General features: G+C 40.3%; 10 protein-coding genes and 1 tRNA gene. 4 read left to right on the top strand and 7 right to left on the bottom strand.

The genetic code is table 11. The features are described from left to right. The first annotated feature begins 266 nt into the window (after positions 1-266). On the top strand, positions 267-641 hold the full coding sequence (locus BUA60_RS02405; RefSeq protein WP_072860137.1) for a hypothetical protein: 375 nt from the start codon (positions 267-269) through the stop codon (positions 639-641). 87 nt (positions 642-728) lie between these two features. Here the strand turns inward: BUA60_RS02405 and BUA60_RS02400 are convergent, their stop codons facing one another. Together BUA60_RS02400 and BUA60_RS02395 are read right to left on the bottom strand one after the other, a co-directional pair. After that, entirely contained in the window at positions 729-1,169 is a 441-nt protein-coding gene (locus BUA60_RS02400; protein WP_072860136.1) for a GNAT family N-acetyltransferase, read from the bottom strand. 169 nt (positions 1,170-1,338) lie between these two features. Then, positions 1,339-1,770: an RpiB/LacA/LacB family sugar-phosphate isomerase gene (locus BUA60_RS02395; RefSeq protein WP_072860135.1), complete on the bottom strand. Its 432-nt coding sequence runs from the start codon at positions 1,768-1,770 to the stop codon at positions 1,339-1,341. Between the two features lie 653 nt (positions 1,771-2,423). Between BUA60_RS02395 and rnr the strand changes: the two genes are divergently transcribed. The 3 genes from rnr (at position 2,424) to BUA60_RS02380 (ending at position 6,128) form a co-directional block, all read left to right on the top strand. Further along, entirely contained in the window at positions 2,424-4,613 is a 2,190-nt protein-coding gene (rnr, locus tag BUA60_RS02390; RefSeq protein ID WP_072860134.1) for a ribonuclease R, read from the top strand. A gap of 155 nt (positions 4,614-4,768) precedes the next feature. Beyond that, the gene (locus tag BUA60_RS02385) at positions 4,769-5,452 is read left to right on the top strand and encodes a head GIN domain-containing protein (protein WP_072860133.1); all 684 of its coding nucleotides are present in this window, start codon (positions 4,769-4,771) and stop codon (positions 5,450-5,452) included. Between the two features lie 13 nt (positions 5,453-5,465). Then, positions 5,466-6,128, top strand: a complete 663-nt coding sequence (locus BUA60_RS02380; protein ID WP_072860132.1) for a LysE family translocator — start codon at positions 5,466-5,468, stop codon at positions 6,126-6,128. Positions 6,129-6,653: 525 nt separating this feature from the next. On the opposite strand, the gene BUA60_RS02375 is transcribed toward BUA60_RS02380, so the two are convergent. From BUA60_RS02375 to BUA60_RS02355, 5 genes are all read right to left on the bottom strand, one after another. Then, positions 6,654-6,727: transfer RNA gene (locus tag BUA60_RS02375), tRNA-Cys, on the bottom strand. A gap of 51 nt (positions 6,728-6,778) precedes the next feature. After that, positions 6,779-7,135: a dihydroneopterin aldolase gene (gene folB / locus BUA60_RS02370; RefSeq protein WP_072860817.1), complete on the bottom strand. Its 357-nt coding sequence runs from the start codon at positions 7,133-7,135 to the stop codon at positions 6,779-6,781. A gap of 93 nt (positions 7,136-7,228) precedes the next feature. Further along, on the bottom strand, positions 7,229-8,179 hold the full coding sequence (locus BUA60_RS02365; RefSeq protein ID WP_072860131.1) for a PorP/SprF family type IX secretion system membrane protein: 951 nt from the start codon (positions 8,177-8,179) through the stop codon (positions 7,229-7,231). 20 nt (positions 8,180-8,199) lie between these two features. Beyond that, on the bottom strand, positions 8,200-23,448 hold the full coding sequence (locus BUA60_RS02360) for a T9SS type B sorting domain-containing protein (protein WP_072860130.1): 15,249 nt from the start codon (positions 23,446-23,448) through the stop codon (positions 8,200-8,202). Positions 23,449-24,186: 738 nt separating this feature from the next. Continuing rightward, positions 24,187-26,274: a PorP/SprF family type IX secretion system membrane protein gene (locus tag BUA60_RS02355; protein WP_072860129.1), complete on the bottom strand. Its 2,088-nt coding sequence runs from the start codon at positions 26,272-26,274 to the stop codon at positions 24,187-24,189. Between the last annotated feature and the right edge of the window lie 3 nt (positions 26,275-26,277).

Below are 26,277 nucleotides of genomic sequence, written 5' to 3'. Positions count from 1 at the left end.
TAACCACTTATTTTTTCTTTTTTTTTGGCCACGGCAATAGGATGGCCAATGGGTAGTTGGACTTCCATTCCTTGATTATTCCGAGGCCAAATTCCAAAAGACATATGTTGCCCACACTTATAAAAACATCGATGTTTAATCTCAATTATAGTAACCCTTTTAGGAATCGTTTCCTTAAAACCCTTTATTACGTTAAAATTCACTTAAATATCTGTTAATCAGCGTATTTATTTGCTTTTTATCGATTTTTTTTATACATTACGATTATGATAAAAATTGAAAAATCAGCAAACGAAGATTTCATAAAGAAGTCCATTTCCCACTTGGAAGCGCACGGTTTTGAAAAAATCAAGGCGGATATTGATGGTTATGATTGTCCAAAATCCTATTTAAAGAGAGGTAGCGACACCAAAATTACCCCAGATATTGTGGCAATTAAGAATGGCAAAAAATACTATTTCGAGATTAGTTTAAAATCTGATAGGCCATTGTTATTGAAATCCAAATGGTTGTTTTTGGATACCTTGAGTAGAATGAATTCCAATCGTTTTAAAATCATTACCACTAAAGGGCACTATAAGTTTACCGATAATATGTTGGAGGATATCAATTTAAGTGATAAAACCCCTATTAAAATATAAACTTAAAATAATCGTATCAATAATATTTGGAGCTGTTTATTACAGCTCTTTTTTTTGGAATGAATTAAAAAATTGAATTTTGATTTGTTATTTCTTGACCATCCCTACATGCGGAATACCATCTTCTAAATATTCCTCACCAATCATTGCAAATCCAAGGGAATTATAGAACTTGGTCAAATATTTCTGGGCTGAAATATGTATAGGCACAATACCAAAATTTTTATGAATTGTTTCAATGGAAGCACGCATTATCTCCAATCCATATCCATACTTACGTTCAGATCTACGTACCACTACCCTCCCTATACTTGCTTCCTTAAAATAATCCCCAGGTTTAAATACTCTGGTATAAGCTACTATTTTATTGTTCTTATATCCCATTATATGTAGGGCAAGCTGATCTTTATCGTCCATATCCTGGTATACGCAATCCTGTTCCACTACAAATACTTCGCTGCGTAATTGTAAAACATCATATAGCTCCTGTATATCAAGTTCATTGAATTTTTTTATTTCAATTCTCATAGCTTCTTTATCAACAATACCATAAGTAGTCTATCATCTTAAAAAACCAGACATAATATTTACCAAGCAATTTAGAGATTACAAAATATACCTACATCATTAAGCCATGATCCCGATATAAAAATGTTTTACAATACTCCCCGTAACTAAGGGTTTTGAAGTAATTATTTTACTTACAGGGGATTTTCTCTATTCTTCTTTCGTGACGACCGCCTTCAAAGGAAGTATTTAAAAAAGTTTTCACCATTTCCAAGGCCTGTGGCAAAGAAATAAATCTAGCTGGTAAACTTAAAATATTGGCGTCATTGTGTTCTTTGGCCAATTGAACTATTTCAGTTGTCCAACATAAAGCTGCCCTTATTTTTTGATGTTTGTTGGCCGTCATTGAAACCCCGTTGCCACTACCGCAAATAATAATGCCCAAATCTGCATTTCCTTCCTCCACATCTATTGCCACAGGATGTACAAAATCGGCATAATCAACACTATCGGAACCATCGGTACCGTGATTTATTACTTCTGAACCCATAGATTTCAACAATCCAATAATGGCAAGTTTATATTCTGTACCTGCATGGTCATTACCTATAGCTATTTTCATTGTTTAAGGAGTCTTATTAATGAATAAAGTAAAATAAAAATTATATTATAAGTAGTTCTAATCACACAAATGTACAAATACCTAGGGTTTCACCACAGAAACTGGGTTATTAACAACATAAATTTTAAAAAAACCAAAAACCATTGTTATTTAGTCGTTTAGTAATAATGGCTTATTGTTAACAAACTACTTATAAAAAGTAAAGATTAAATTTTTATTATCCACCTGAATTTTGCTTTACAAAATGTTATTGTAAAAGAATAATTTACTTCTTAGATTATTGTAGAAAGATATCAAATAATTAAAAGGAGTAATTAACACTCCCATAACATTAACTTTTCAATAATTTTATGTTGATATAGGTTGTCAACAAATATTAATAACCCATTTAAAGGCTTGATTTATAATATTTACTCTCTGTATAAATTGTCAATAAACTTATTTAATGGTTTAAAGCAAGTTTAAAGGTAAATTTTTATATCCACTATAAACAAGCCATCATAATCATCATTTTATTTTAAATTTTAGAAAAAAGAAAACATATATATAATATAAATGTTGATAACAATAATTATTGAAGAAGAAGGAAACTTAAAATTGGAATCCAAGTACAATGGATTATAATTCGTAATTTTCCAAAAATAAAAGTGTTAATGTCAAAGAATAACAAGAGAAACAAAAATCAAAGAAAAAACGAAATAACCAGAGGTATTTTCACGGTTCTTGAAAAGGAGCCGGAAAAATCTTTTAATTATAAGCAAATTGCTGCTAAAATTGGAGTTGTAGATTCCAATGATAGGAATACCTTAATCAAAAGATTGGTAGAATTAAAGGAAAAGAAACGAATATTGGAAGAAGGAAGAGGTTCATATAAAGCTGTGGCTTCCACTAAGACTTACCATACTGGAACAGTTGATATCACTGGAAGGGGAAATGCCTACATAGTAGTTGAAGGTTTGGATGACGATGTTTTTGTTCCATTCAATAAATTAAAAAAAGCTTTTCACAGAGATGTTGTGGAAGTGTATATTTTTCCAAGAAGAAAAGGAAAAAAATTGGAAGGGGAGATTACTAAAGTGATTTCAAGGGATAAGACGTCATTTGTAGGTATTGTAGATATGCAAAAGGATTTTGCGTTTGTACGGCCAACAGATTATAGAATGTATACGGATATCTTTGTACCAAAGAATAAATTTTCGACTGCAGAGGATGGTGATAAGGTAATTGTAGAAATTAATGAATGGCCGGATAATGCGGATTCCCCTTTTGGGACCATTACCCAAGTATTGGGAAAACCTGGGGAACACAATACTGAAATACATTCCATATTGGCCCAGTACGGTTTGCCATATGAATTTCCTGTGGAAGTGGATATGTTTGCCAATACCTTGGATACCAGTATAAAAGAGGAAGAAATAGCTAAAAGAAGGGATCTTAGGGAAACCTTGACTTTTACGATTGATCCCAAGGATGCCAAAGATTTTGATGATGCCCTTTCCTTTAAAATATTGGAAAATGGCAATTATGAAATCGGGATTCATATTGCAGATGTTTCGCATTACCTATTACCCGATACCATTTTGGAAGATGAAGCCTATGATAGGGCTACATCGGTTTATTTGGTGGACCGGGTTGTACCCATGTTACCAGAGGTATTATCCAATAATGCCTGTTCCCTTCGTCCTAATGAAGAGAAATATACTTTTTCTGCCATTTTTGAAATTGATGAAAAGGCCGTTATAAAGAATGAATGGTTTGGCCGTACAGTAATTAATTCGGATCAAAGATTTGCCTATGAAGAGGCACAACATATTATAGAGACTGGGAAGGGATTAATTCCTTTGGAACTATCCATAAGGGAAGGGGCTTATACCGTTGGCGATGAGATTGTTGATGCTACCTTGACTATGGATAGACTAGCCAAGATAATGAGGGAAAAACGTATGCAACAGGGAGCTATTTCTTTCGATAAAATTGAGGTACGTTTTAATCTCAACGAAAAAATGGAGCCCGAAGGCGTTTATTTTAAGGAGTCTAAGGATGCCAACAAGCTTATTGAAGAGTTTATGCTATTGGCCAATAGAAGGGTAGCGCAATTTATTGGAAAGCAAAAACCGGTTAAAACCTTTGTTTACAGGGTTCATGATGAACCGGATGAGGATAAATTAATGGCCCTTAACGGTATAATATCACGTTTTGGACATAAGCTTGACTTTAAGGATAAGAAATCAATTAGTAATTCCTTGAATCAACTTTTAGAGGATGTAAAAGGAAAGAAGGAACAGAACCTGGTAGATACTCTGGCTATACGTAGTATGAGTAAAGCAATTTACACAGTTGACAATATTGGTCATTACGGTCTGGCCTTTGATTACTATACTCATTTTACCTCTCCCATCAGAAGGTATCCGGATGTAATGGTACACCGTTTATTACAACATTATTTGGACGGTGGGGAGACTCCAAAAACAGAACCATATGAAATAAAATGTAAGCATTCTTCCGATATGGAAAGTCTGGCGGCAAATGCCGAACGGGATTCCATAAAATATATGCAGATAAAATTTATGGAAGATCATCAGGATCAGGAGTTTGTGGGAGTAATTTCTGGGGTTACGGAATGGGGTCTATATGTGGAGATCATCGAGAATAAGTGCGAAGGTATGGTGAGAATTAGGGATATAAAGGATGATTATTATACCTTTGATGAAAAGGAGTACGCCATAGTTGGTGAAAAAAACAAGAAAACCTATCAATTGGGAGATGAAGTTGTTGTGATGGTTAAGAGTACAGATTTGATAAAGCGCCATTTGGATTTTTCCTTAATTGGAAAAAACGCCTAAATTTTTGTTTTGGAACGGAATTTGTTTAATACAACGAGGTAACTCCAAATATTAAACAAAAAGTTGCCATGACATAAATATGTGTTACGGAAGTATTCCGGAAAATATGTTTATTGGACAATGATTATTGTCCAATAGACTATAGCTCTAAAATAATGGATCAAAAACTAATAGTAATATTTTTGTTACTGGTTGCTACCAACTCACTAAGGTCGCAAAATGAAAAGGTAACTCAGAATTTACAACCGTTCAAGGAAGTTAAGGCTTTTGATGGATTGTCCGTGAACCTAATAAAATCAGATGTTAACAAGGCTGTAATTACTGGTGCCAATACCGGCAATGTTGCTATTGTAAATAATGATGGTGTTCTTAAGATAAGAATGGAGGTTACTAAACTGTTTAGTGGTTATAGAACCTTTGTAGATGTCCATTATACGGAAAAACTTGTGGTTATTGATACTAATGAGGATGCCAGGATTTCGGCAAAAGATCCCATAAGACAGGATATTTTGGAATTGAAGGCTCAGGAAGGTGGAGAGTTGATCATTAATGCCCAAGTAGATCAAATGCTAATAAAAAGTGTTACTGGAGGTATTATCTCTGCTTCAGGTTCTTCAAATATTCAAGATGTACAGATAAATACTGGCGGGGTATATAAGGGTAAGGATTTCAAAACTAAATTTAGTACTATCAATGTAAATGCCGGTTCTAGGGCAGAGGTGTTTGCAAGTGATTATGTAAAGGCGGCGGTAAAGGCAGGCGGAGAGGTGATGGTATACGGAAATCCTGCCAAAATGGAAGAGAAAACGGTTTTCGGAGGTAAAATTACCAGAATGTAAGTAATTAAAATTTATGATCGAGGATATTCAGGCAGCTATTCCATTGGGCTTATTATTGAGCTTTATGATAGGGCCTGTTTTTTTTGTGCTTCTCGAAACCAGTGCTATTAAAGGGTTTAGGGCAGCCCTATGTTTTGATGTTGGTGTAATTGTTGCCGATATTGTTTTTATTTCCTTGGCCTATTTCAGTAGTTTCCAGTTGTTGGAAAACCTTAGTAACCATCCTGGCCTTTATGTCTTTGGAGGAACTATTTTATTGGTTTATGGACTCACCAATGTCTTTAAGAAAGAGTCTGTAAAACAGGAAACTAAAATAAGGATTACCAAAGGGGATTATTTTAGTTTGTGTATCAAGGGATTCTTGCTGAATTTTATAAATATTGGTGTTTTGGTGTTTTGGTTGGGCATCATCATTGTTGTAGGACCTAGTCTGGATAATGATCCCAATAGAATCATAATTTTCTTCTCCGCTATGATTCTTGCCTATTTTATTACAGATATCTTTAAAATATTATTGGCCAAACAATTGCGTAAAAAGTTGACCAAAAGAAGAATTCTTCTAGTCAAAAAAGCGATTGGCATAGTTCTGGTTATTTGTGGAATTGTTCTGATTATTAAAGGTTTTCTCCCTAAAGATCAATTAAATATAGAAAAGGGAATAGAACTTATAAAGTAGTGAAATAATAGAATTTAGAATTAAGTATTGAGATTCTAGAGCTTAGAACATAGTAAGATACAGAACATCGTTACCCATTTGTAAAAGATAAAATAAACGATCAAAAAATATAGTAATTAATTTACATATACGGTACATTAAGATAAACTGTTTTTTGTCAAACAAATGTACATTGCTTCCATAACCTAAAAATAAAGTTATGAAAATTATGTACTGGCAAATTTTTATGATCTTATTATTGTTTGGTATTGTTTATCTCTTTTATCGTGTTTTAAGGAAATGGTTTGATAAAAATAAAGTATTGATACTTTGTTTAGTCTCTTTTACTTCAAGGTTTTTATAATGCGAGATTCTAAATGACAACATTTTAAAATCCGATAACAGGATAAAAATATAAGTAACGTATACAAAAAAATATCGATTAATTAATATCCTAATTATTGATTATGGAGAACAATTGATTATGTTCTTTGTTATAGTTTGCTTACGGAACAAAAAAACCTTCATCTGTTAAGATGAAGGTTTTGGAGGCATCGAGCGGATTCGAACCGCTGTACAAGCTTTTGCAGAGCTCTGCCTAGCCACTCGGCCACAATGCCTTTTTGCAGTGCAAAGGTAATACTTTTTTTATGTTTCAAAAATTAAAAGCTTTATCTTTTGGATTTAAGTATTATGGTCACTTCTTGGACATCCCCACCAATTGGGGGGTTGATTTTGGAGACCGCAACTTTCACTTTTTTTGCTATGGGTATTTCGGAAAATATTCTGTTTAGAATGCGCTGTGCCACGTGTTCCAGTAGTTTGGAAGGAATGGACATTTCTTCTTTTACAATATGATTTATATGTACATAATCAACCGTTTCCAAAAGTTCATCGGTTTGTGATGCCTTTTTTAAATCAGCATCCACTTCAACATTTACTTGATAATCGCTTCCAATAATAGTCTCCTCCTTAAGACAACCATGATTGGCATAAACTTTAATATTGCTTACCCTTACTTTCCCCAACACATTAATAATTTGTACAAAATTAAATCAATCCAAACTTAAAAGAAGTGATTTTATAAATATTTTAGGGTTCAATTTGCCCAAGGCATGGTGTTAATAGGTACATCTACAATTACTAATTCCCTGGAAAAGGTCCACCCCAATGGTTACCACGTGGGTACCTGTACTATAGCCTAATATTTCATTAAGAATGATCTGATAGGAATATCCGAAATAGAAATTGCTTTTTTTGAGTCCGGCCAAAGGAGCAATGTACAATGGCCGTCCTATCTGGTCATTTAAAAAACGGTAGGTAACACCTGCATAATAGTAATCTTCAAAATCATACCATCTAAATTTTAGGTTTAAATCCGCTTCGGACCTACCATCACTTTCAAATATTTTATATAAAAGTGAGGGTTCTATTTCCATATTACTGCTTCTGGATTTTTTATATCGGTATCCAGTATAGGCATAAAAGTTTCTAAGTTTGTTTGGTTCGTAGATAGGATCGAAGATATAAACGTCCTTATTGATAACGTTGGAGGCATTTACACTGAAATAAAACGAATTCTTTCGGTATAAAAGACCTACGTCAAAGTTATGGTTGGATGTGGATCTATCATCCGTTACTCCTGGATCAAAACCGGCATCTATAAATTCTTCTACGTCCAATCTAAATTGGTTAAAATTATAGGAGATACCAAAGGATAAAAATTCGTCCTCATAGCGGTTCAGCGTTAAATGGTGGGCAAAGGATATACGCGCACCCTGCTGTTTTGTATATCCATTTGAATCGTTGTAAAGAAATAATCCTATTCCCGATTTTTCCCCTAACCTCATATCGGCTGCCAAGGATTGTGTTCTTGGGGCATCCTTAATTCCGACCCATTGCGCAAGACCGTTCAACCTAATTTTCACATGGTCGCCAATACCCGCATATGTTGGCGAAAGCACAAAAGGGTTGTCGGCGAGATATTGTGAAAGCTGGGGTGAATTAAGTTCTTGGCCACTGGTGATCAAGGTACTTAAAAGCAACACAAAAGTTAATAGTTTACTGCGCATTGTGGTTATGGTTAAGTTTTTTATCTATATAATGTAAAATGTCCAACAAACTCCCTATCATCTTCCTCTCCTTTTAGTTTTATGATATACCAGTAATCTCCTGTTGGAAGTTCGGTATTGTGATACATCCCATCCCATCCTTGGTCATTGAGACCCATTCGGTAAACCTCCCTACCATAACGGTCAAATATTATGGTTAGTATCTTTGGGAAGCCTTCTTGATTTCTAGGTTTCCAGAAATCATTTTGTCCATCACCGTCAGGGGTAAAGAAATTAGGGATTGCAATATCAATGAACTCCATAAAGATTTCCGCAATGGCTTCACATCCGTTCTCATCTACTACCCTTACGGTATGGGTCTTTGTCTCTGTAATGTAATGGGTGTTATCCGTACCATTGTCCTTGTCGTTAAAATAGAAGGTATACTCTTGTTGTCCTCCTGTGGCGACAGCCGAGATTTCGTTGATATTCCCTGGTGCCAAGGTAAGTACCAAAGGTTCAAAGTTTTCTATTTCAAAATCTATGGTCAATACACAACCATTGGCATGGGCTATGGCAATGTAGTGGGCTCCTGGAGCAATATTGGCAAAATTAGGTTCCAAGACCATGTCATTTGGATCTGTGGAGTCCAGTGCATACATTACATCCGGGGCAACCGTTGGGTCTTCCAGTACCAGGTCTATTGAATTGTTAGGGATGTTACCCGTACATTCATAGATAGGGGTAGCTGTGGCATTCAAGTTTACACCGGGATCAATGGTTACGGCCATGTTGATCATACAGCCTTGTGAATCTTTTATAAATACAGCATAAGTTCCGGCAGCCAAATTGGTAAACATGGTTCTGTCAAGGACAAAATCGCTATCTGCAGTAGAATTTATACTAGTACTATATGGTGCGGTTCCTCCTGAAATGCTCAAGGAAATTGTACCATCCTCACTACCAATACATATTTCCGGTGTGGTTGTAGGTACAGCAGTTATAATGGCCGGTTCTGTTATGGTATATCTCAATTGCTCAAAACATCCATTTATATCCTGTGCAATTACAGTATAGTTGCCTGGAGCTAGATTTGTAAATGTATTTACCGTATCAAATTTGTCCAAATTGGGTGAAATGGCATATTGATATCCTCCGGAACCACCGCTTAGGGAAACGGTTATACTACCATCACTGGCGCCATTACAGCTAACGTTCGTAAAGGAATCGTCAACAACCAATGGAGTTGGTTCTGTTATCCTGTTTTCTGTGGATACTACTACACAATCATCACTTGTTACCCTAACCCAATAACTGCCAACTGTAAGGTTGCTGAACTGACGGCTTGTTTGTGGTCCGGCAATACTGTTGGTCAATGCAGCATCCGTGAACAATTCATAACGGTAGTTACCCAATCCTCCATCTGCCTTGGCAATCAACATAGCGGTATTATCACCATTACAATTAATTACTGCTGCAGAGGTATCTATAGTGACCGTTAATGGTTCAATGGCATCTTCCTTGATTTGATTGGACAAAGTGGAATTACATCCAAATGAATCCCTGACATAGTATCTATAAGTTCCTGCAGATACTGTGAAAGTATGTGTGTTACCACCACTCATTGGAAAATAATTGATATCGTCCACACTATATTCATAAGGACCTGTGCCACCGTACGCTGTTAACAGCAATTCTGCGTCGTTTAAGCAAGTTAATGGACTTGTCCTTATTAAAGAGGCATAAACTTCCGTAGGATCTATTATAGTGGCCTGTACGGTTTCCACATCGCATCCCCAACCATCGGAAACGGTAATTGTATAGATACCGGACTTTAGGTTGTTGAATATTGGACTAACTTGTCCGCCGGAGGTATATACAATGTTGCTACCTGAGGAATCATAAACATTCAATTGGTATTGGTATATACCCTCACCTCCAGCCATGTTAATGGCAGTCAATGCACCATCACTATCTCCATAGCAATCCAATGTTGTGGATATTGGAGTAATGTCAGCTGTAATCGGAGAAGGTTGTACCAAGGTTTCCGTATCGTTTAGGATACAGCCATTGGAATCTGTAATCTGCACAGTGTAATTCCCAGCAGAAAGTCTGTTGAATACCATTACATTAACATCGGTGGCATTGTATACCTGTGAAGTTGTGGTATTGGTAAGTACAATATCATAAGGACCATAACCTCCACTTGGGTCGACTATTATTTCACCTTGATCATTGGAACAGGTAACGTTGGCTATTGGATCCACAATGGCGGTGAGTGCTCTGTCAGGAGAAATTATTTTTACTGTATTGGAAGCCTCAGAACATAATGGGGCATTGGTCTCGGTAACCCTTACATAATAATTTCCTCCCGTTAGTCCAGTAATGGTCAATGGGTTGGTGGATGTGTTGGCCGATCCCGTAATTGCAGTGGCTACTCCTGCACTGGTATATACCGTATAGTTATAAGGACCGGAATAGCCGCTTACATTTATTTGTAAGGCACCGTTATTGTCGCCAAAACAGGTTACAGGCGTTATAGCTGTAGCACTCACCTTGATCAAATCATAAGGAGCAATGGTATATGTGGCAGTATCCACATAACATCCGGTTGTGGTGTCGGTAACCCTAAAGGTATAACTTCCCACAGCAGTTAAATTAAAGGTGGCACTGTTATAAGTTGGATTTCCTGTTAGTGTGGCATTGGTATTGCCAACAGGTAACAACTGATAGGTATACACATTGGCGGCATTGCCATTGTCGTTTACAGTTATTGTTACTTGCTCAGGTCCTGCACAGGATATGGCCGCATTCTGGGCCAAGGTAGCAGTAAACTTGTTCAAGGCAGGAATATTCACTATGGTAACATCTGTACAGCCGTTATCATCCTTGACAGTAACCGTTATAGTCCTATCAAACCCGTTATCAGTAATATTAAAGGTATTGGAACTAAAGAAGTTCACACCATTTATACTATAGGTATACGGAGCCGTTCCACCTGTTCCCACTGCTGTTATTACAGCCTGTGAAGCCTTGTTGTTGGCATTACAGGCAAAACTGGTGGAAGTTGCGGATACGTCTACAGGTGTAGGTTCATCAATGGTTACGCTCTGGGTAGTAAAGCAGCCCCTGTCGGAGGTTACGGTAATGTCGTAGGTACCCGCGGCCAGGCCTGTGAACAGGTTGCCGTTCTGCGTGGTGGGCGGATTGGTCCCGTCGTTGATGGTAAAGGTATATGGCGGGTTGTCGTTGGAAGCATCCAGGATGACCTGTATGGATCCGTCGGCACCCCCGTTACAGGATACGTCCTCTTTGGTATATGTAAACACTACCGGGGTTGGAGTTTCCAGGGAAACGGGCACCTGTGCGTTACAATTGGATCCCGAGGTATCGTATACCATGGCGGTATAGTTTCCAGGGGCCAGTCCGTTGAACACGTTGGAAGCCTGTGGGGCACCAACCACGCTTATTCCGCTACTATTCAATAGGTCGTACTCGTAGTTTCCTGCACCTGCCCCACCGCTTGCGGTGATGGTGATCACGCCATCGTCCACTGGACATGATGGCTGGGTTGTTGCCACTGCTGCTGCGCCCAATGGGGGCAGTATGGCAATGGTATCGGTAACGGTACACCCGTTGGCGTCACGTACGGTCACGGTATAGGTTCCCGGAGCGGATACGGTAAATGTGCCGCTGCTCTGGAATCCGTTGCCTATGCTATATTTTATTGGGGCCACACCTGTACCTGTTGCGGTAAAGGTATAGGATGTCCCGTTTGAGGTACACTGGTCGTCGGCATAGGCCGGAAGGCTAACCGTCGGCATAGGATCTGCGGCAATCACCACATCGATCTTATAGGTACAGTCCATGGCATCCTTCACCCAAACGTCCCAATTGAGGTTGGTGGAAGGATCAAGGACATCACTGGCACTAGGGGTATAATCACCTGGGTTCACGGCCGCACCGTCCTCTACAAAGGCATAGGTATACCCACCGTTCCCGCCAGAGGCAGAGACGGTCACCTGTGCACCGATGTTACAGTTGGCATTGATATTTTTGGTCACTGTCAGGTCTAGGTCCGCCGCTGGCGATACAATGGTCACGGTGTTCGTGGTATCATCGCAGAAGGGGGTATCGGTAGCGGTAATTACCACATAGAAGTTCCCTGCGGGCAATCCTGAAATGGTCCTTGGGTTGGAAGAGGTATCCGTACTTATAACTGCTGTAACGTTGGTACCGCTACTGTTGAACACCTGATAATCGTAATTGCCCAAATAGTTGTTTACCTGGATCTCTAGTTCCCCGTCGGTATCTCCGAAACAGGTCACCGGGGTAACGGCCGTGGCCACCACTTCTATCAGGTCGTAAGGCGCCACGTTATATGGAGCTGTGGTGAAATAACATCCGGTCACGTTGTCGGTCACCCTAAAGGTATAGGACCCTGGGGCGGTCAATGTAAAGTCGGCTGTTTGGCTCACCAAGCTCTGGGTCGGGACACTTCCCGTTGGCAAAAGCTCAAAGGTAAAGTCGCCCGAACCTCCTGTCACGGTCACCCTGGCCACCTCGTCGTTGTTACAGGTAATGGCGGTCTGTTGACCAACGGTAACATCCGTAATGGTGGGCAATGGGTTTATGGTTATAGTATCGGTATCGGTACAACCGTTGGCATCACGCACAGTTACGGTGAAATTTTGAACTGCACCAGTATCGTTGATGTTAAAAGTATTGGTAGTAAAGAAGTTGGTGCCATCTATACTGTACACATATGGTGCAGTTCCCGTTGTTGGAATATCCGCTGTTATTACAGCTTGGGCTACAGAATTATCAGCGGCACAGGCAAAATCGGTGGCAGTTGCACTGGCCACTAAAGCACTAGGCTCGTTGATAGTAAATGGAATATCTGTTTTACAGAACCTTGCCGATCTTATCGTTACAATATAATCGCCCTGAGATAATCCAGTAAAGACATTGGAGGATTGTGGTAACAAGGTTATTGGAATAGTTCCGGTACTATCGAATAATTGATAGGTATAAGGGGGATTATCCATGCCCGGATCTAGTGTTACGACTATAGAACCATCACTGGCACCGTTACAACTAATATCCTTTTTCTCTCCTATGGCAGCAACTACAGCCGTTGGTACGTCCAGGGTGATGTCTATAAATGCATCACAACCAGTAGCTAAATTGTCATAAACATAAATTCTATAAGTTCCTGGGGTAAGGTTAGAGAAAGTATCCGGAATCTGTTTTGGTCTAATGATATTGTCCGAGGTATCCCTAAGCTCATACCTGTAATTGAATAGTGATCCACCATATGCTTTTACCTTAATCTCACCATCGTCTTGTAACACTGCATTACACGATGGGGTTACCACAACTTCGGCCGACAAGGAGGTTGGGGTGTAAATATCTATATTTTCGTTATTACCGCAACCATTGGCATCCCTTATTTCTACGGTATGGTTTCCTGAACTTAGTCCTGTGAAATCATAAGTTGCTGGGCCACCGGTAAAGGTCACTGCCTGAAATGCACCTCCGTCCAAACTTAGGAAATAGGGTTGCATGCCAGGGGTGTCCAAAGTAACTTGGATGGTAAAATTACCTTCGGTTGTAGCACATTGATTCGGTACAGTAAGACTGATTGCCGGTGTTGGATCTTCTGCCACAGTAACTGCAACAGATCGTATACAATCGTTGGCGTCCTTTACATAAACAATGTAATCTTCGGCATTGGCATTGAAGAATCCAGAGGTATTGGTTCCCGTCCAGGTGCCTACTGTAGGAGCTGTTGCGGAGGCCAATTCCAACTGGAATAAATAAGGGGCCTTACCATAACGTGCATTGGCGGTTATGGTACCTGCATTGGGCACACAATTGTCATTGGTTGAAGTAGCCGTTATCTCCAACAAGGCTGGCGACTGTTCTATAACAAAAGGATCCGATGCGTTGACACATCCAGGATTGCTTCCGTCTATTTCCGTAAAGAGTATGTAATATTCACCTGGTACCAAACCGGCCAAGGAATCAGAATATGGTGCTCCTGAAAGTCCAGTGGCGCTTCCGGTTATACCGGTGGTATTGTTGGTAACAAAGGTGTATATCTCGTAATCTACCCGGGTTCCGGTATAACTATCAAATGTAAAGTCTACAGAACCATCCACAGAGCCAAAGCAACTAACATTTGTAGTAGCGTCTACTGTTGATGATAATGTTGAACTTGTTAATACAGGAACAGTGGCTTCCTGTGTAAACTCACATCCAGTATCTGTGTCATATACTACAAAAGTATAGGTAACCCCTGGGGTCAAGCCTATAAAATTATGGCTGTTAGGAGGGGCTGGAAGAGCATCTTCAGAAGACCAAAGTGGATCGGCAGCATTAAATGCTGGTGCTGGATAAATAGCAAAATAGAAATTCCCGACCCCAAGGTATCCATTGGAAGCGTCAGCTGTAACGAGCATTTCCCCGCTACCTGGTGTACAACCGGCTATACCTTGGGTTGTAATTAGGATATCTGGTCCCGTAGTTATGGTTACAGTATTTTGAATTTCACAGCCATTACTATCAATAATTCTTACGGTATAATCACCAAAAGTCAGTCCCGTAAATGTATGATCATTTGTGCCGGTAGAAGTGTCATATGTTCCCGAATAAGAATAATCGCTATTAAAAATTTCATAGGTGTATGTGGCTAAGCCTCCTGACGCATCAACAGTAATGGTTCCCAAATCGTTACCGACTCCACTAGTACAGGAATAATCCGTTTTGGTAATATTGCCATTTATAGCAGTGGGTTCTGTTATAGTTTCAGTAGTGGTAACAAAACATCCTTTGTCATCGGTCAATGTTATTTGATAATTCCCGGCCGGTAATCCTGAGGTCTGACTACCATAATTCGTGCCCGAACCAGTTTCAACTATCGTAATGGTATATGGAGCAACCCCTACACTGGTATCCACAACGATATCCAAGGATCCGGAGTTATCCCCGTAGCAAAGAACATGAGTTGGGTTAACACTCGTAATAACTGGCGTTTCGGCCGGTGTAACGGTTACTACATTACTCTCAGTAATACAACCCTGGGAATCCGTTATTCTAAATCTATACGTACCTGCATTGGGAGTAGTATAAGGGAAGGCTCCGGCATATGCTACATAAGCTCCACCGTTAAATGCTACTTCATAGGTATAGGCAGGATAACCTCCATTAATGCTCAAATTGATTTCAGCATTTGTACTAACGGAACAATCCAAATCCTTGCTTAAAACTGCGTTAGCCGTAAGCTCCGGTTCTATGGTAAATTGAACAGTATCTGTACATCCATTGCTATCAGTTACATGAAAGTCATAGGTAGCAGGCGTTAAGTCCACAAACGTATTGGAGGTTTGGGTAGGACCTGCATTCAAACTATAATAATAAGGGGCCAGTCCGCCTGTGGCGCCTACTACAATTGTTGCTAGTCCAGTTGAGGTATAGCATAAACTAGAGGCTGCCATGTCAATACTGGCTGTAGGATTGGTAGGGGTAACAATATCAAAGGTATCTGTTACGGTACATCCACCGGCATCGGTAACACTTATGGTATAGGTTCCCAGTTTGTTGAGTTCGTTAAAAACATTACTGGCCTGTGGGCCTTTAACATTCGTGTCGGGTTCGGTAAGTTGATAAACATATCCACCCCATCCGTCTGTTGCGGTAATGGTTACCGATCCATCAGCGGCACAGGTCAATGGGCTTAAATTAAAAGTAAATGCCAAAGGAGCTGCAGGTTCGTTTACGGTCACAGTGGCCGTATCGGTACAATTGGTAGTATCGTCCGTAACGGTGATGGTATAATCCCCAGCCAAAAGACCGCTAAAATTCAATGGGTTGGTGTTTATTCCAGATTGTGGGGCTATGGCCGTTGGCCCAGCTACGGTAAAGCTATAATTGCCGCTAAATCCGGTTATGTTGTATTGTATGGCCCCATCCGTACTTCCCTGACAGGATACGTTCTGTGTCAATGTACCCAGCACATTTATCTTGGTAACAGGGTTTAGGGTATAGTTTTCGTCATAGGAGCATCCTTTGGCGTCAGTAATTCTAAACGTATAGGTGTCGGGATCAAGTCCTGTAAAAATTCCTGTTGCATTGGAGGCCACTGCGGCCGCCGGTGCTAAAATTTCAAAAGTGATTGCACCGCTTCCTCCAGTTGGGGTTAAAGTGATATCAGAAGTCTCGGCTGGACAGTTGGCAGCCGTGGCACTAAAGGCGATGTCTGTTGGAGGTGTTAACGGATCAATGGTGATGGGGCTAGTGGCAGTACAACCATTGGCATCCTTAACGGTAAGCGTATAATTACCGTCCTTAAGTCCGGAAAAACTATTGGCTCCAAAATTGATGCCGTCTATACTATACGTATATGGAGAAGTACCTCCAATTACGTTCTGGGCCTCCACACTAGCATCCTGTAGACAGGTATATTCTTGTATGATAGCGGTATCGAAAGTGATAGCGGCAGGCTCTCCTACGGTAACCAAATTGGTTACGGTACATTCCTTGGCATCTTGAACGGTATAGGAATAGGTTCCTGCGGCCAGGCCGGAATAAGTAGTATTGTTGCTAAGTCCACCTCCATCAAAATTTACTTGGTAAGGCGCAGTTCCAAAATTGGCATCCAGTACAATTTCCACGACACCATCACTACCACCATTACAGCTCACGTCGGTCACCGTTTCGGAGGCCTGTGGGCTGCTGGTTGGATCTATTGTGATTTCTGTTGTTTGGACGGTACAGCCTTCGTTGTCAGTAATTTCGAAAACATAGGTTCCAGCTGTAGTTGCGGTGTAGTTAAAGTTAGTCACTCCGGCACCCAAGGCGGTTGAAGCTCCATATCCTGCAGCGTCAATATCTACTCTGTAACTATAATCAGCATATCCGCCATTTATCGTAATTTCTATTGTGGCATCTGGGCTTAGGGTACAATCCAATTCTTTTGTGACAGCGCTTGATACACTAAGCTGTGGCTCAATAGTAATAATATTTGTAGTAACATTACAACCATAGGCATCCCATACCTCTACGGAATAAGTTCCTGGGGCTAGGTTATTGAATACATTTCCGTTTTGTGCCGGTGCCCCGTTAAGACTATAAGTATAAGGAGCAATTCCCCCAGCCGCGGTTGCGGTAAGGCTAACTCCTGTTCCGGGAACGTAACAAAGGTCTGTGGTTGCAGCCAAAGTTGCTGTAGGACTTGCGGGTGCTACTATATCAAAGGTATCTGTTACGGTACATCCACCTGCATCGGTAACGCTGATAATATAAGTGCCATTCTGACTTAGGCTGCCAAATGAATTGCTTCCCTGTGGCCCCAAAATGCTGGTATCTGGTTGCTCAATTTGATAGGTGTATCCTCCCCATCCGTTTGTTGCGGTTATGGTTACCGATCCATCAGTAGCACATGTCAATGGGCTTAACACAAAGGTAAAGGCCAATGGATCTGCAGGCTCATTTACGGTTACAGTGGCCGTATCGGTACAATTGGTAGTATCGTCGGTAACGGTGATGGTATAATCACCTGCCAAAAGACCGCTAAAGGTTAATGGGTTGGTATTTATTCCAGATTGTGGGGCAATTGCGGTTGGTCCAGTTACGGTAAAGCTATAATTGCCACTAAATCCTGATATATTGTATTGTATGGCTCCATCGGCACTACCCTGGCAGGACACATTTTGGGTTAAAGTGCCCAATGCATCTATTTTACTTACTGGGTTTACCGTATAATTTTCGTCATATGAGCAGCCTTTTGCATCTGTAACCCTAAAGGTGTAGGTGTCCGGATCCAGATTGTTGAATACTCCTGTTGCGTTTGTTGCGATTGAGGCTGCAGGTGCAATAATTTCATACGTTATTGCTCCACTTCCACCTATGGCTGTTAAGGTTACATTTGATGTCTCGGACGGACAGTTGGCCGCGGTACTACTAAAAGTAATATCGGTTGGTGGATCTAAGGCCGGAACATTTATGGGTAAGGTAACAAAAGTACATCCACTGGCGTCACGAACGGTGATCGTATAATCTCCATCGGTAAGTCCGGTAAAAGTATCCCCTGCTACAAAATTAATTCCGTCTATACTATAGGTATATCCAGGCGTACCCCCAGTTATATTTTGAACTTGTATACTGGCAGTTTGCAAACAGGTATAAGCTTGTGTTAATACCGCATCCGCAGTAATGGCATTGGGCGCTGTCAAGATTGCGCTACCATTGAAAATACAACCTTTACTGTCTTGTATTACATAGTTGTAAGTTCCTGAAGCAAGTCCTGAATAGGTGGTCTGATTGCTTAGCCCCGCTCCATTGAAGTTTACCTGGAAAGGTGCAGTTCCAAAATTTGGATCTATGACAATTTCAACACTACCGTTAGCGGCACTATCACAATTTGGATTCGTAATATTATTGGTTGCAACTGGATTGGTAATGGGGTCTACAACAACAGTGGTTTGTGCTGTACAGCCTTCACTATCCGTAATTAAGAAGGTGAAACTACCATCTACGGCAGTGGTATAAGTTATGGCATTACCTACTACAGCAGTACTTGTTCCGCCGTTTATTTGATAGCTATATGCGGCATACCCACCATTTATGGTAATATCAATTATCGCTTCGGGAGAGGCGGAACAATCCAATTCTTTGGTAATAACATTGGACACTGTCAGTTGTGGCTCAATAGTTATTGAATTAGTAGTAACACTACAGCCATAAGCATCCCTTACAACAACGGAATAGTTGCCAGGAGCGAGGTTGTTAAACACATTGCCATTCTGTGCCGGGGCACCATTTAGGCTATAGGTGTAAGGTGCAATTCCGCCTGCTGCTGTAGCAGTTAGGCTAACTCCCGTACCAGGAACATAACATAGGTCCGTTGTGGCATCTAGAGTTGCAGTAGGATTAGCCGGGGCTAAAAGATCAAAGGTGTCGGTAACCTTACATCCTCCGGCATCGGTAACGCTAATGGTATAGGTTCCAGTTTGACTAAGACCTGAAAACACATTGCTTCCCTGAGGACCTAAAATGTTATTATCGGGCTGTTCAAGTTCATAGGAGTATCCTCCCCATCCATTGGTTGCTGTTATGGTAACCGATCCATCGGCGCTGCAAGTTAATGGAGTTGTACTAAAGGTAATACCTAAGGCAGTTGCCGGTTCACTTACAGTAATCGTGTTGGTATCGGTACAGTTAGTAGTTTCATCGGTAACTACTATGGTATAGTCTCCAGCTACCAGACTGGTTAAATTAATCGTGTTGGCAGACTGTCCCGTAATGGCGGTTGCGCCATTAACGGAATAGCTATAGGTAGTGCTAAAATCGTTAATTTCAAAGTCTATGGCTCCATCGGCATTTCCTATACAACTTACGTTGTTGATCAAAGTACCAACAGCGGTAATAGGATCGACAGGAGTAATGGTGTATGTTTCGTCATAGGAACAACCTTTACTATCCGTAACCCTAAAGGTGTAGGTGTCCGGATTAAGGTTATTAAAAGTTGCCGTTTTACCAGTTATGGAATTTGATGCAATTGCTGAAGGGGCAATAATCTCTATGGTCAATGGATCAATACCGTTTACTGCGGTTACCGTAACATTGGATGTTTGGGTAGGGCAGTTTGGCGCTGTTGAGGTAAAGGTTAAGTCGGTTGGCTCATCAAGCGGATCAATTACTATGGTATTGGTAACAAAGGTACAAAGTGTTGCATCCCTAATCGTAATACTATAACTTCCACTCGTAAGATTGGAAAAAGTTTCTGCACCTGGGCCTGAAACAAAGTTTACCCCGTCAATACTATAAGCGTAGGGAGCGGTTCCACCAGTAACATTTTGCGCCTCTATGATACCGTCTTGTAGGCAAGTATAATCCTGTATTAAGGCTGCATCACCTGAGACGCCGTCTGCGGGACCACCAATGGTGAAATCTTGAACGAAATCGCAACTTGCCCCTCCTTTGGATTGGGTAAGTGTTACGGTATAATTGCCTTGAGGTAGTCCAGTAAAAGTTCCTGAGGAATTGATTACGTCATCAGTGTCGGGATCTTCGTAGGTTAAGGTATACTCAACCTTATAGCCGTTGGTATTAGTCATATTATAGACTATACTACCGTCTTCCGCTCCAAAACAACTTTCATCAGTGACCGAGGTGGTGAATTCCACTGCCGGAACCAAATTTATGGTAACGGTGTTGGAAAAGGAATAGCAATTATTCCGATCTACTACCACAAAGGTATAATCTCCCGGGTCTAGAATATCGAAAATTTGGCTGGTTTGAAAGTTACCTGGAGGTATAGAGGTTACATTTGGATAGGAGGTAACAGTATTGCCACCTTCATCCACATAGGACCAAATGGCATAGGTATGAGGTGTTTTTCCACCACTGGAATCCATAAGGATATTACCTTCCTTACAACTAATATGTTGGGAAATCCTTGCGGTTAAGTCAAGATCGGCCTCACTGATGACAGTGACCTTTTCCTCTAGGAAACAACCATCATCTGTACGTACACGGATTATATAGTTGCCAGCATTTAAATTTTCAAAAGTAAAGTTATTATCAGGTTGTGCTGTTTCGTTGTCCAACAGTGTACCGTTGCCGCCGTTACTACCATCATCTATTCTAATCTCATATTCGTAATTTGCCTCAGCATTCATTGCTTGAATGTTTATGCTGCCTAGCGTGCTACATGTAGCTGCCGTTGTTGTAATGTTGAGTTGGAAATTTCGATTTCTAATGCCTATATCCGGGGTGGTAAATTCACAGGATCCATCTATTGGCTCCCCGGTAACATTATCCAATTGTGTAATACCCACCCTATAGGCACCATTGGTACTAATATCAAAGCTTGGACCGTTATTGGCGCTATAAGGCACTACAATGGTGCCGTTGGCAACATCATACAGTTGATAGCCATAGCCCAAACCTAGATTTGTAATGGTAATATTACCCGGAGTAGTACAAATAATATCGTTGGCATTGTACTGTATATCCAAATTGTTCTGGAAGACGTTAAAATAGAAGCGGCTAAAACAACCATTTTGGTAATTGACTACCAATCTGAATTTTCCGGCACTATTTGCCGTAAAACTTGGACCTATAGACACTTGGTTCCAGGTACAGGTGGCATTTTTGTTACCACAATCGTCCCCTGAATCCGTACAACTACCTTCAACCAACTGCTCCCAAACCATACTATCGGCGTCGGCAATATTGACTTGTATTAACTGAGTGTCATTAACGCCACAAAGAAAAATCTTGGGTAGGAGGCTGCCATCTACGGAACAACTTACAATTTCCCCCTGTACATCATTGGTAGGATCGGCATCATTGTTACTGTTGTTGAAAAAATCAACAATAGGGTTTGTTTGTGTGGCACCAAAACGCTCCACAACCAATATTTCCTTAAATCCTTTACATGGGTCGGCAACGATCTTGTCTACAATATAGGTGCCTATGGCGCTAACCACAAAGGTACTAGGGTCGTTATCGGAATCCCCATCGGTTATTAGGGTGTCGGCGGCATCCAATTCTTGGTTTCCGTTTTCATCCTTATACCATATATAATCGTCAAAGCCATTGCCGGCATCCAAAAGTACTTGATCACCACAAAGTTGAACGGTTCTGATAAAGTTACAATCGGCCAAATCGTCCAAAAGGAAGTTGGTGGCACCAGGTATAACGAATCCACAATTATCGAAGTCAGTTACACTGGGGTCATCGCTTATTTGGTTGCTGTTTAGTACTCCACGATATGTAGAATAAGCCAGGTTTTGGATAAGATCCGAACAGGCATCCACAAAATCGAAGCAGTTTTCCGCCACCTTGACCCTCATACGTATAGCGTAACTGGGATCGTTTTTCTCCACCAAGCTGTTTGGAATAGAAAACAGAACCGTACGGGTAGGCTCGTCATAGGTATAAGTCACCCCTGTAGGAAGGGTAAAGTTGGTTTCGTCCAAAGTAACATTAATAGGAAGTATATCCTTAATCGTATAATTATCAGCACTATCGTTACCAACGTTTCGGAAGGTTAGCACATAGTCCAAGGTCTGGCCAAGGTTTACGCCTTGTCCAGTAATGTCGTTACCGGCAATATCTTCAACGGTTTTAGTTAAGTTTATGACTGGTTCAATAATTTCAACGTCAAAAGAGGTAAAGAAAATATCGTATTTATCCTGTGAGGAGCTTGCCCTTAAAATAGCCCCCGTTTCATTGTTGGGAATAACGCCGTTAAGGGGGTTGTTGATATTAAAAAAGTCAACATCCCAACCCAAGGTATTTATGGAGTTGGGGTTTCTGTCCATGACTATGGCATTGGACCTGGTAATATTACTATTAAAGAAATTATTGGTAGGGTTTACAGTATTCCCTAATGCGGTATAGGTTAGGTTGCTATTGGCCTTAATGGAAAGTCCGTCACCACCAATTCTATTATCTCCCTCCAGGGTGCCTACCCCAAGTTGGGCGATTACTGGAAATGGAGCGGGTAAAGTAGTAAACCCGTTTACTGGTATATCAACAGTTTCTCCCGACTTAATACCTGCGTAACCATCAAAAGTGGTAATATATTTTCCTGGTAAATTGGGATCTTCATAAACTACTACCATTTTCCATCCTCCGGAAACACCCCCTGAAATACTGCTTCCAGAACTTGCCCTTATGTTGGCTGCGAAATATTCCCCATTGGGGTCGGCCATTCCGGCAACTATTGAGGTAACATCCTTATAACAGGCGTATGGGCTGTAATAGCCAAAATCGGCGTCTCCTGCGCCGTCAAACAATATTTCATCTGCCGTTAAGTCTTGATAAGTACCACCGGGAATCTTAAACTTAAGCTGGTTAAATCCCGTTCTGTTACTTGCACTGAATACTGCCGACCAATATAGTCCGGCGTAACGAACTTTGGCACAATCGGGGTTGGGAACGGTTAAAGTGGCACTACTGGAACTAAAGGTTGAGGCATCTCCATCGATATCGATATACTGCATATCGAGGTCGTCGTTGTATTCCGAGGAGCTCCCCGTGTCATTATAGGGATCGTTGGGGTTTTCTCCAGGTACCCATTCTTTATTCTTGCCTTTTCCCTTCCAATAGCCATCAGTTTGCCTGTTGACGATATTGTTGGCTATAAAGGTTATATCACCACGCAGTTCATTTTCATAACGAACATCAAAATTGTTTTTTACTTGAGAATAGGCAGAGAAGATGCCTAATAGTAAAAAACAGGTCAGCAGTAATTTTTTAGTATTTTTTGATCCCATTAGGTTAATTAGTTTGGTATGGCATACATTATTAAGTGATTTGGGTCGCTTATAATGTCTACTTGGAAGGTTGATTTTTGGGATCTTTACCGAAAATTGTTAAAAACATTCTTGATAAGTTTCCAAAAACCTAACATTCATAACAAATATTAATCTTAATAATGAGGTGTGGAATTTAATGTTGTAGGGGTGTTGTATTATGTTGTGAAATGCTTTTATATGATGGTTAGCCATTTTTTTAAAAGCAGCTTGTAAGAATTTAATTTTGAAGCAACTATCAATTATTGCTAGTTAAACCCCTGCTTAGCCGGTATCAAATAGGACCTATTGGATACTGGAATATTGAACAGTGAGCATGGCCTTACCTTAAGGGAGTATATTTTTAATAATCGGTTTGTTGTCAAAATCGACAAACCCAATATCAATGTTTTGAACTTAATTGGGTCTGGCAGGGTTACTTTGGGGTAAATGTTGAGTGCCGGAATTGAATTACCTCTTTGGGTTTAAGGTTAATAGGACACAGGTTGGTATAACATTTGCCCAGATTTCATTAGGATTGATATTCCTGTTTGCTATGCTCTTTAATGATTCATTTTATTAATAATTCCAATCTTATTCGAAGTTTTGGAAGTTTGATCACAGAGGTTTTCCGATCATCAAATTTGAAATCTTTTATTTAGGACAATGGTAAATTGATTGGATTGGTTATTCCATTTTTTAGAAAAGAGACCCACCCGATCACGTCATTTGATTTGGCGTTACCCGCATGATCCACATTTTATCGTTGTAAGTATCGTTGATCTTAGAGTAATAGGAAACCAATGCGTTGTTCCAGGATTCGTGTCTCTTAAGGTATACATAACGATAGTTATTTTCTGGGTTAATAAAATAGCTGGCGCTTAGCCCTTGGGCATTTAACATTTTTACAAACTTGTTGGCATTGTTAGCATTGGCAAATACATTGGCAATGATGTAGTAACCTGTTCCCAAACCGTTTATCTTGTAAACTTTGGCCGTAGGGTCATTGGAGGTTACATTGTCTTTTACCACAACATTTTTCTGAAGTTTGTCCAGGGCATATTGCGATGATTTTTCTTTGATTTTATTAACGTTGTCTACATAGGCCTTGTCAGCGTCAGTATAACGTGTGTTGTCCACATTCATTATCCACATATCCTGGGCATAGGTACCATTGATATTGGATTTATGGGCGGCCAGTGCCTCCTGCCAGGTATCGTACCTTTCTAGGTATACATATTTAAGGCCATTGTTGGAATTTTCGAAATAGTCTGCCTTAACTCCCTTATTGGCAAGTTCTGTTACAAATTTATTGAGGTACTTTTCACCTTTATATACATTGGCTACAACATAGTAGCCGTCCGCTACCCCATCCAAATTCCTGAATTTTCTACTTTTAATATTGTTTTGTTGCGCTACCCTTGTAAACTCATCCTCAGCATCATCTTCTGTCTTTACTTTAGGGGCTATTTTGGTTTCAACATTCCTAGTGGCTATAGCATCCTTTGGTTTGGCAACAGGGTTTATAACGTTCGGTTTATTTTCCTGTGGGCTTGGTTTGGAATTGTTGACCAACCCACCGTTTTCATTGTTTACGAGGTACATCTTTTTGGCTTTTTCCTCAATGTCCGGACGCTTGCCCTGAGTTTCTTCGCGGACCATTTTCATTACCATTTCGAACCTGCGTTCCAAATCTTTTTGACGGTTGGTTTCCGATGAATCTTGACGGAACATTAGCTCGGCCAATATGGCATCATTTTCCGCCAAGGCTTTCTTTAGTTTTTCTATTTCCAGCTGTTGTGCAGTAAGGGTATCTTCCTGTTCTTCTTCATTTTCCGCCAATTCCTCATAACCTTCTTCCAGCATTACACGATCTTCTGTAAGATTCGGGGTTATGGAGTAGGCAAAGGATATCTCATGGGTTAGTCCAAAATTGTCAAAATTATTGGACAAACCTTTTTCCATGGTATAGCCCAAAGAAAGTCTACGGTTTATGTTAAAACCAATACCTGCGGACGCACCGTAGAAACTGTCATAACCACCTTGTAGCCAACCTAATTTGGGTAGGTCCAAGATTAGACTTCCACCTAGGACTACCTCTTCGTTCCCAATTTTTCGAACCCTTGCCAATGGCATTAAACGGCCTGCTTCAAAGATACCGGTTCCATTTTCAAACTGATGGGTATATTGTAAATGTCCCGAGAAGGTTTTATCGCCAAAATCGGTAATGGTCTCACTGCTCTTTAGGTTGTAATCAAATAGGTTTTCTGCAAAGACACCAAAATCGAACTTGCCATAAGAAATATTGAATCCAGGTTGAAAAGACAGTAGATTGGAATCCTGCAGTCCATTTAAAGCGGGATCATTTGGATCCAAGGCATTGGCTCGGTTCCTGTCAAATCCACTGTTGTAATAAGCCATGTTGGCACCAAAGGTAAAATTGCTCTTGTCGCTTAATTTAATGCCATAGGCATAGTTGGCCATCACTCCATAGTTGGATATTAATCCTTCCCTTTGCGTATATAGGCTTAGTCCCAAACCGCTACGGTCATTAACACGACCACTGTAACTTAGGAAATAGTCCTGGTTGTTATCATTAAAAGATACCGATTGGTTTCTGTGTAATAGGTTTATATAGGATTTATCTTCCCTTACCGTAGAAAAGGTGGGGTTAATTAAAAATCTATTGAATTTAAGGAGGTTCTGCGAGGGAACGTCGTAAGATACAAACGGACTCTCTTCCTGTCCAGTAACCTTGGAAAGGCAGAGTAAAATAAAGATTATATATAAATAGTTTTTCTTAAACATGGT

Origin of the sequence: Arenibacter palladensis (genome assembly GCF_900129275.1) — a bacterium.
Lineage (GTDB): Bacteria > Bacteroidota > Bacteroidia > Flavobacteriales > Flavobacteriaceae > Arenibacter > Arenibacter palladensis.
The sequence above is the reverse complement of the archived record's forward strand: the minus strand, read 5'-3'. Positions and strand labels throughout refer to the sequence as shown.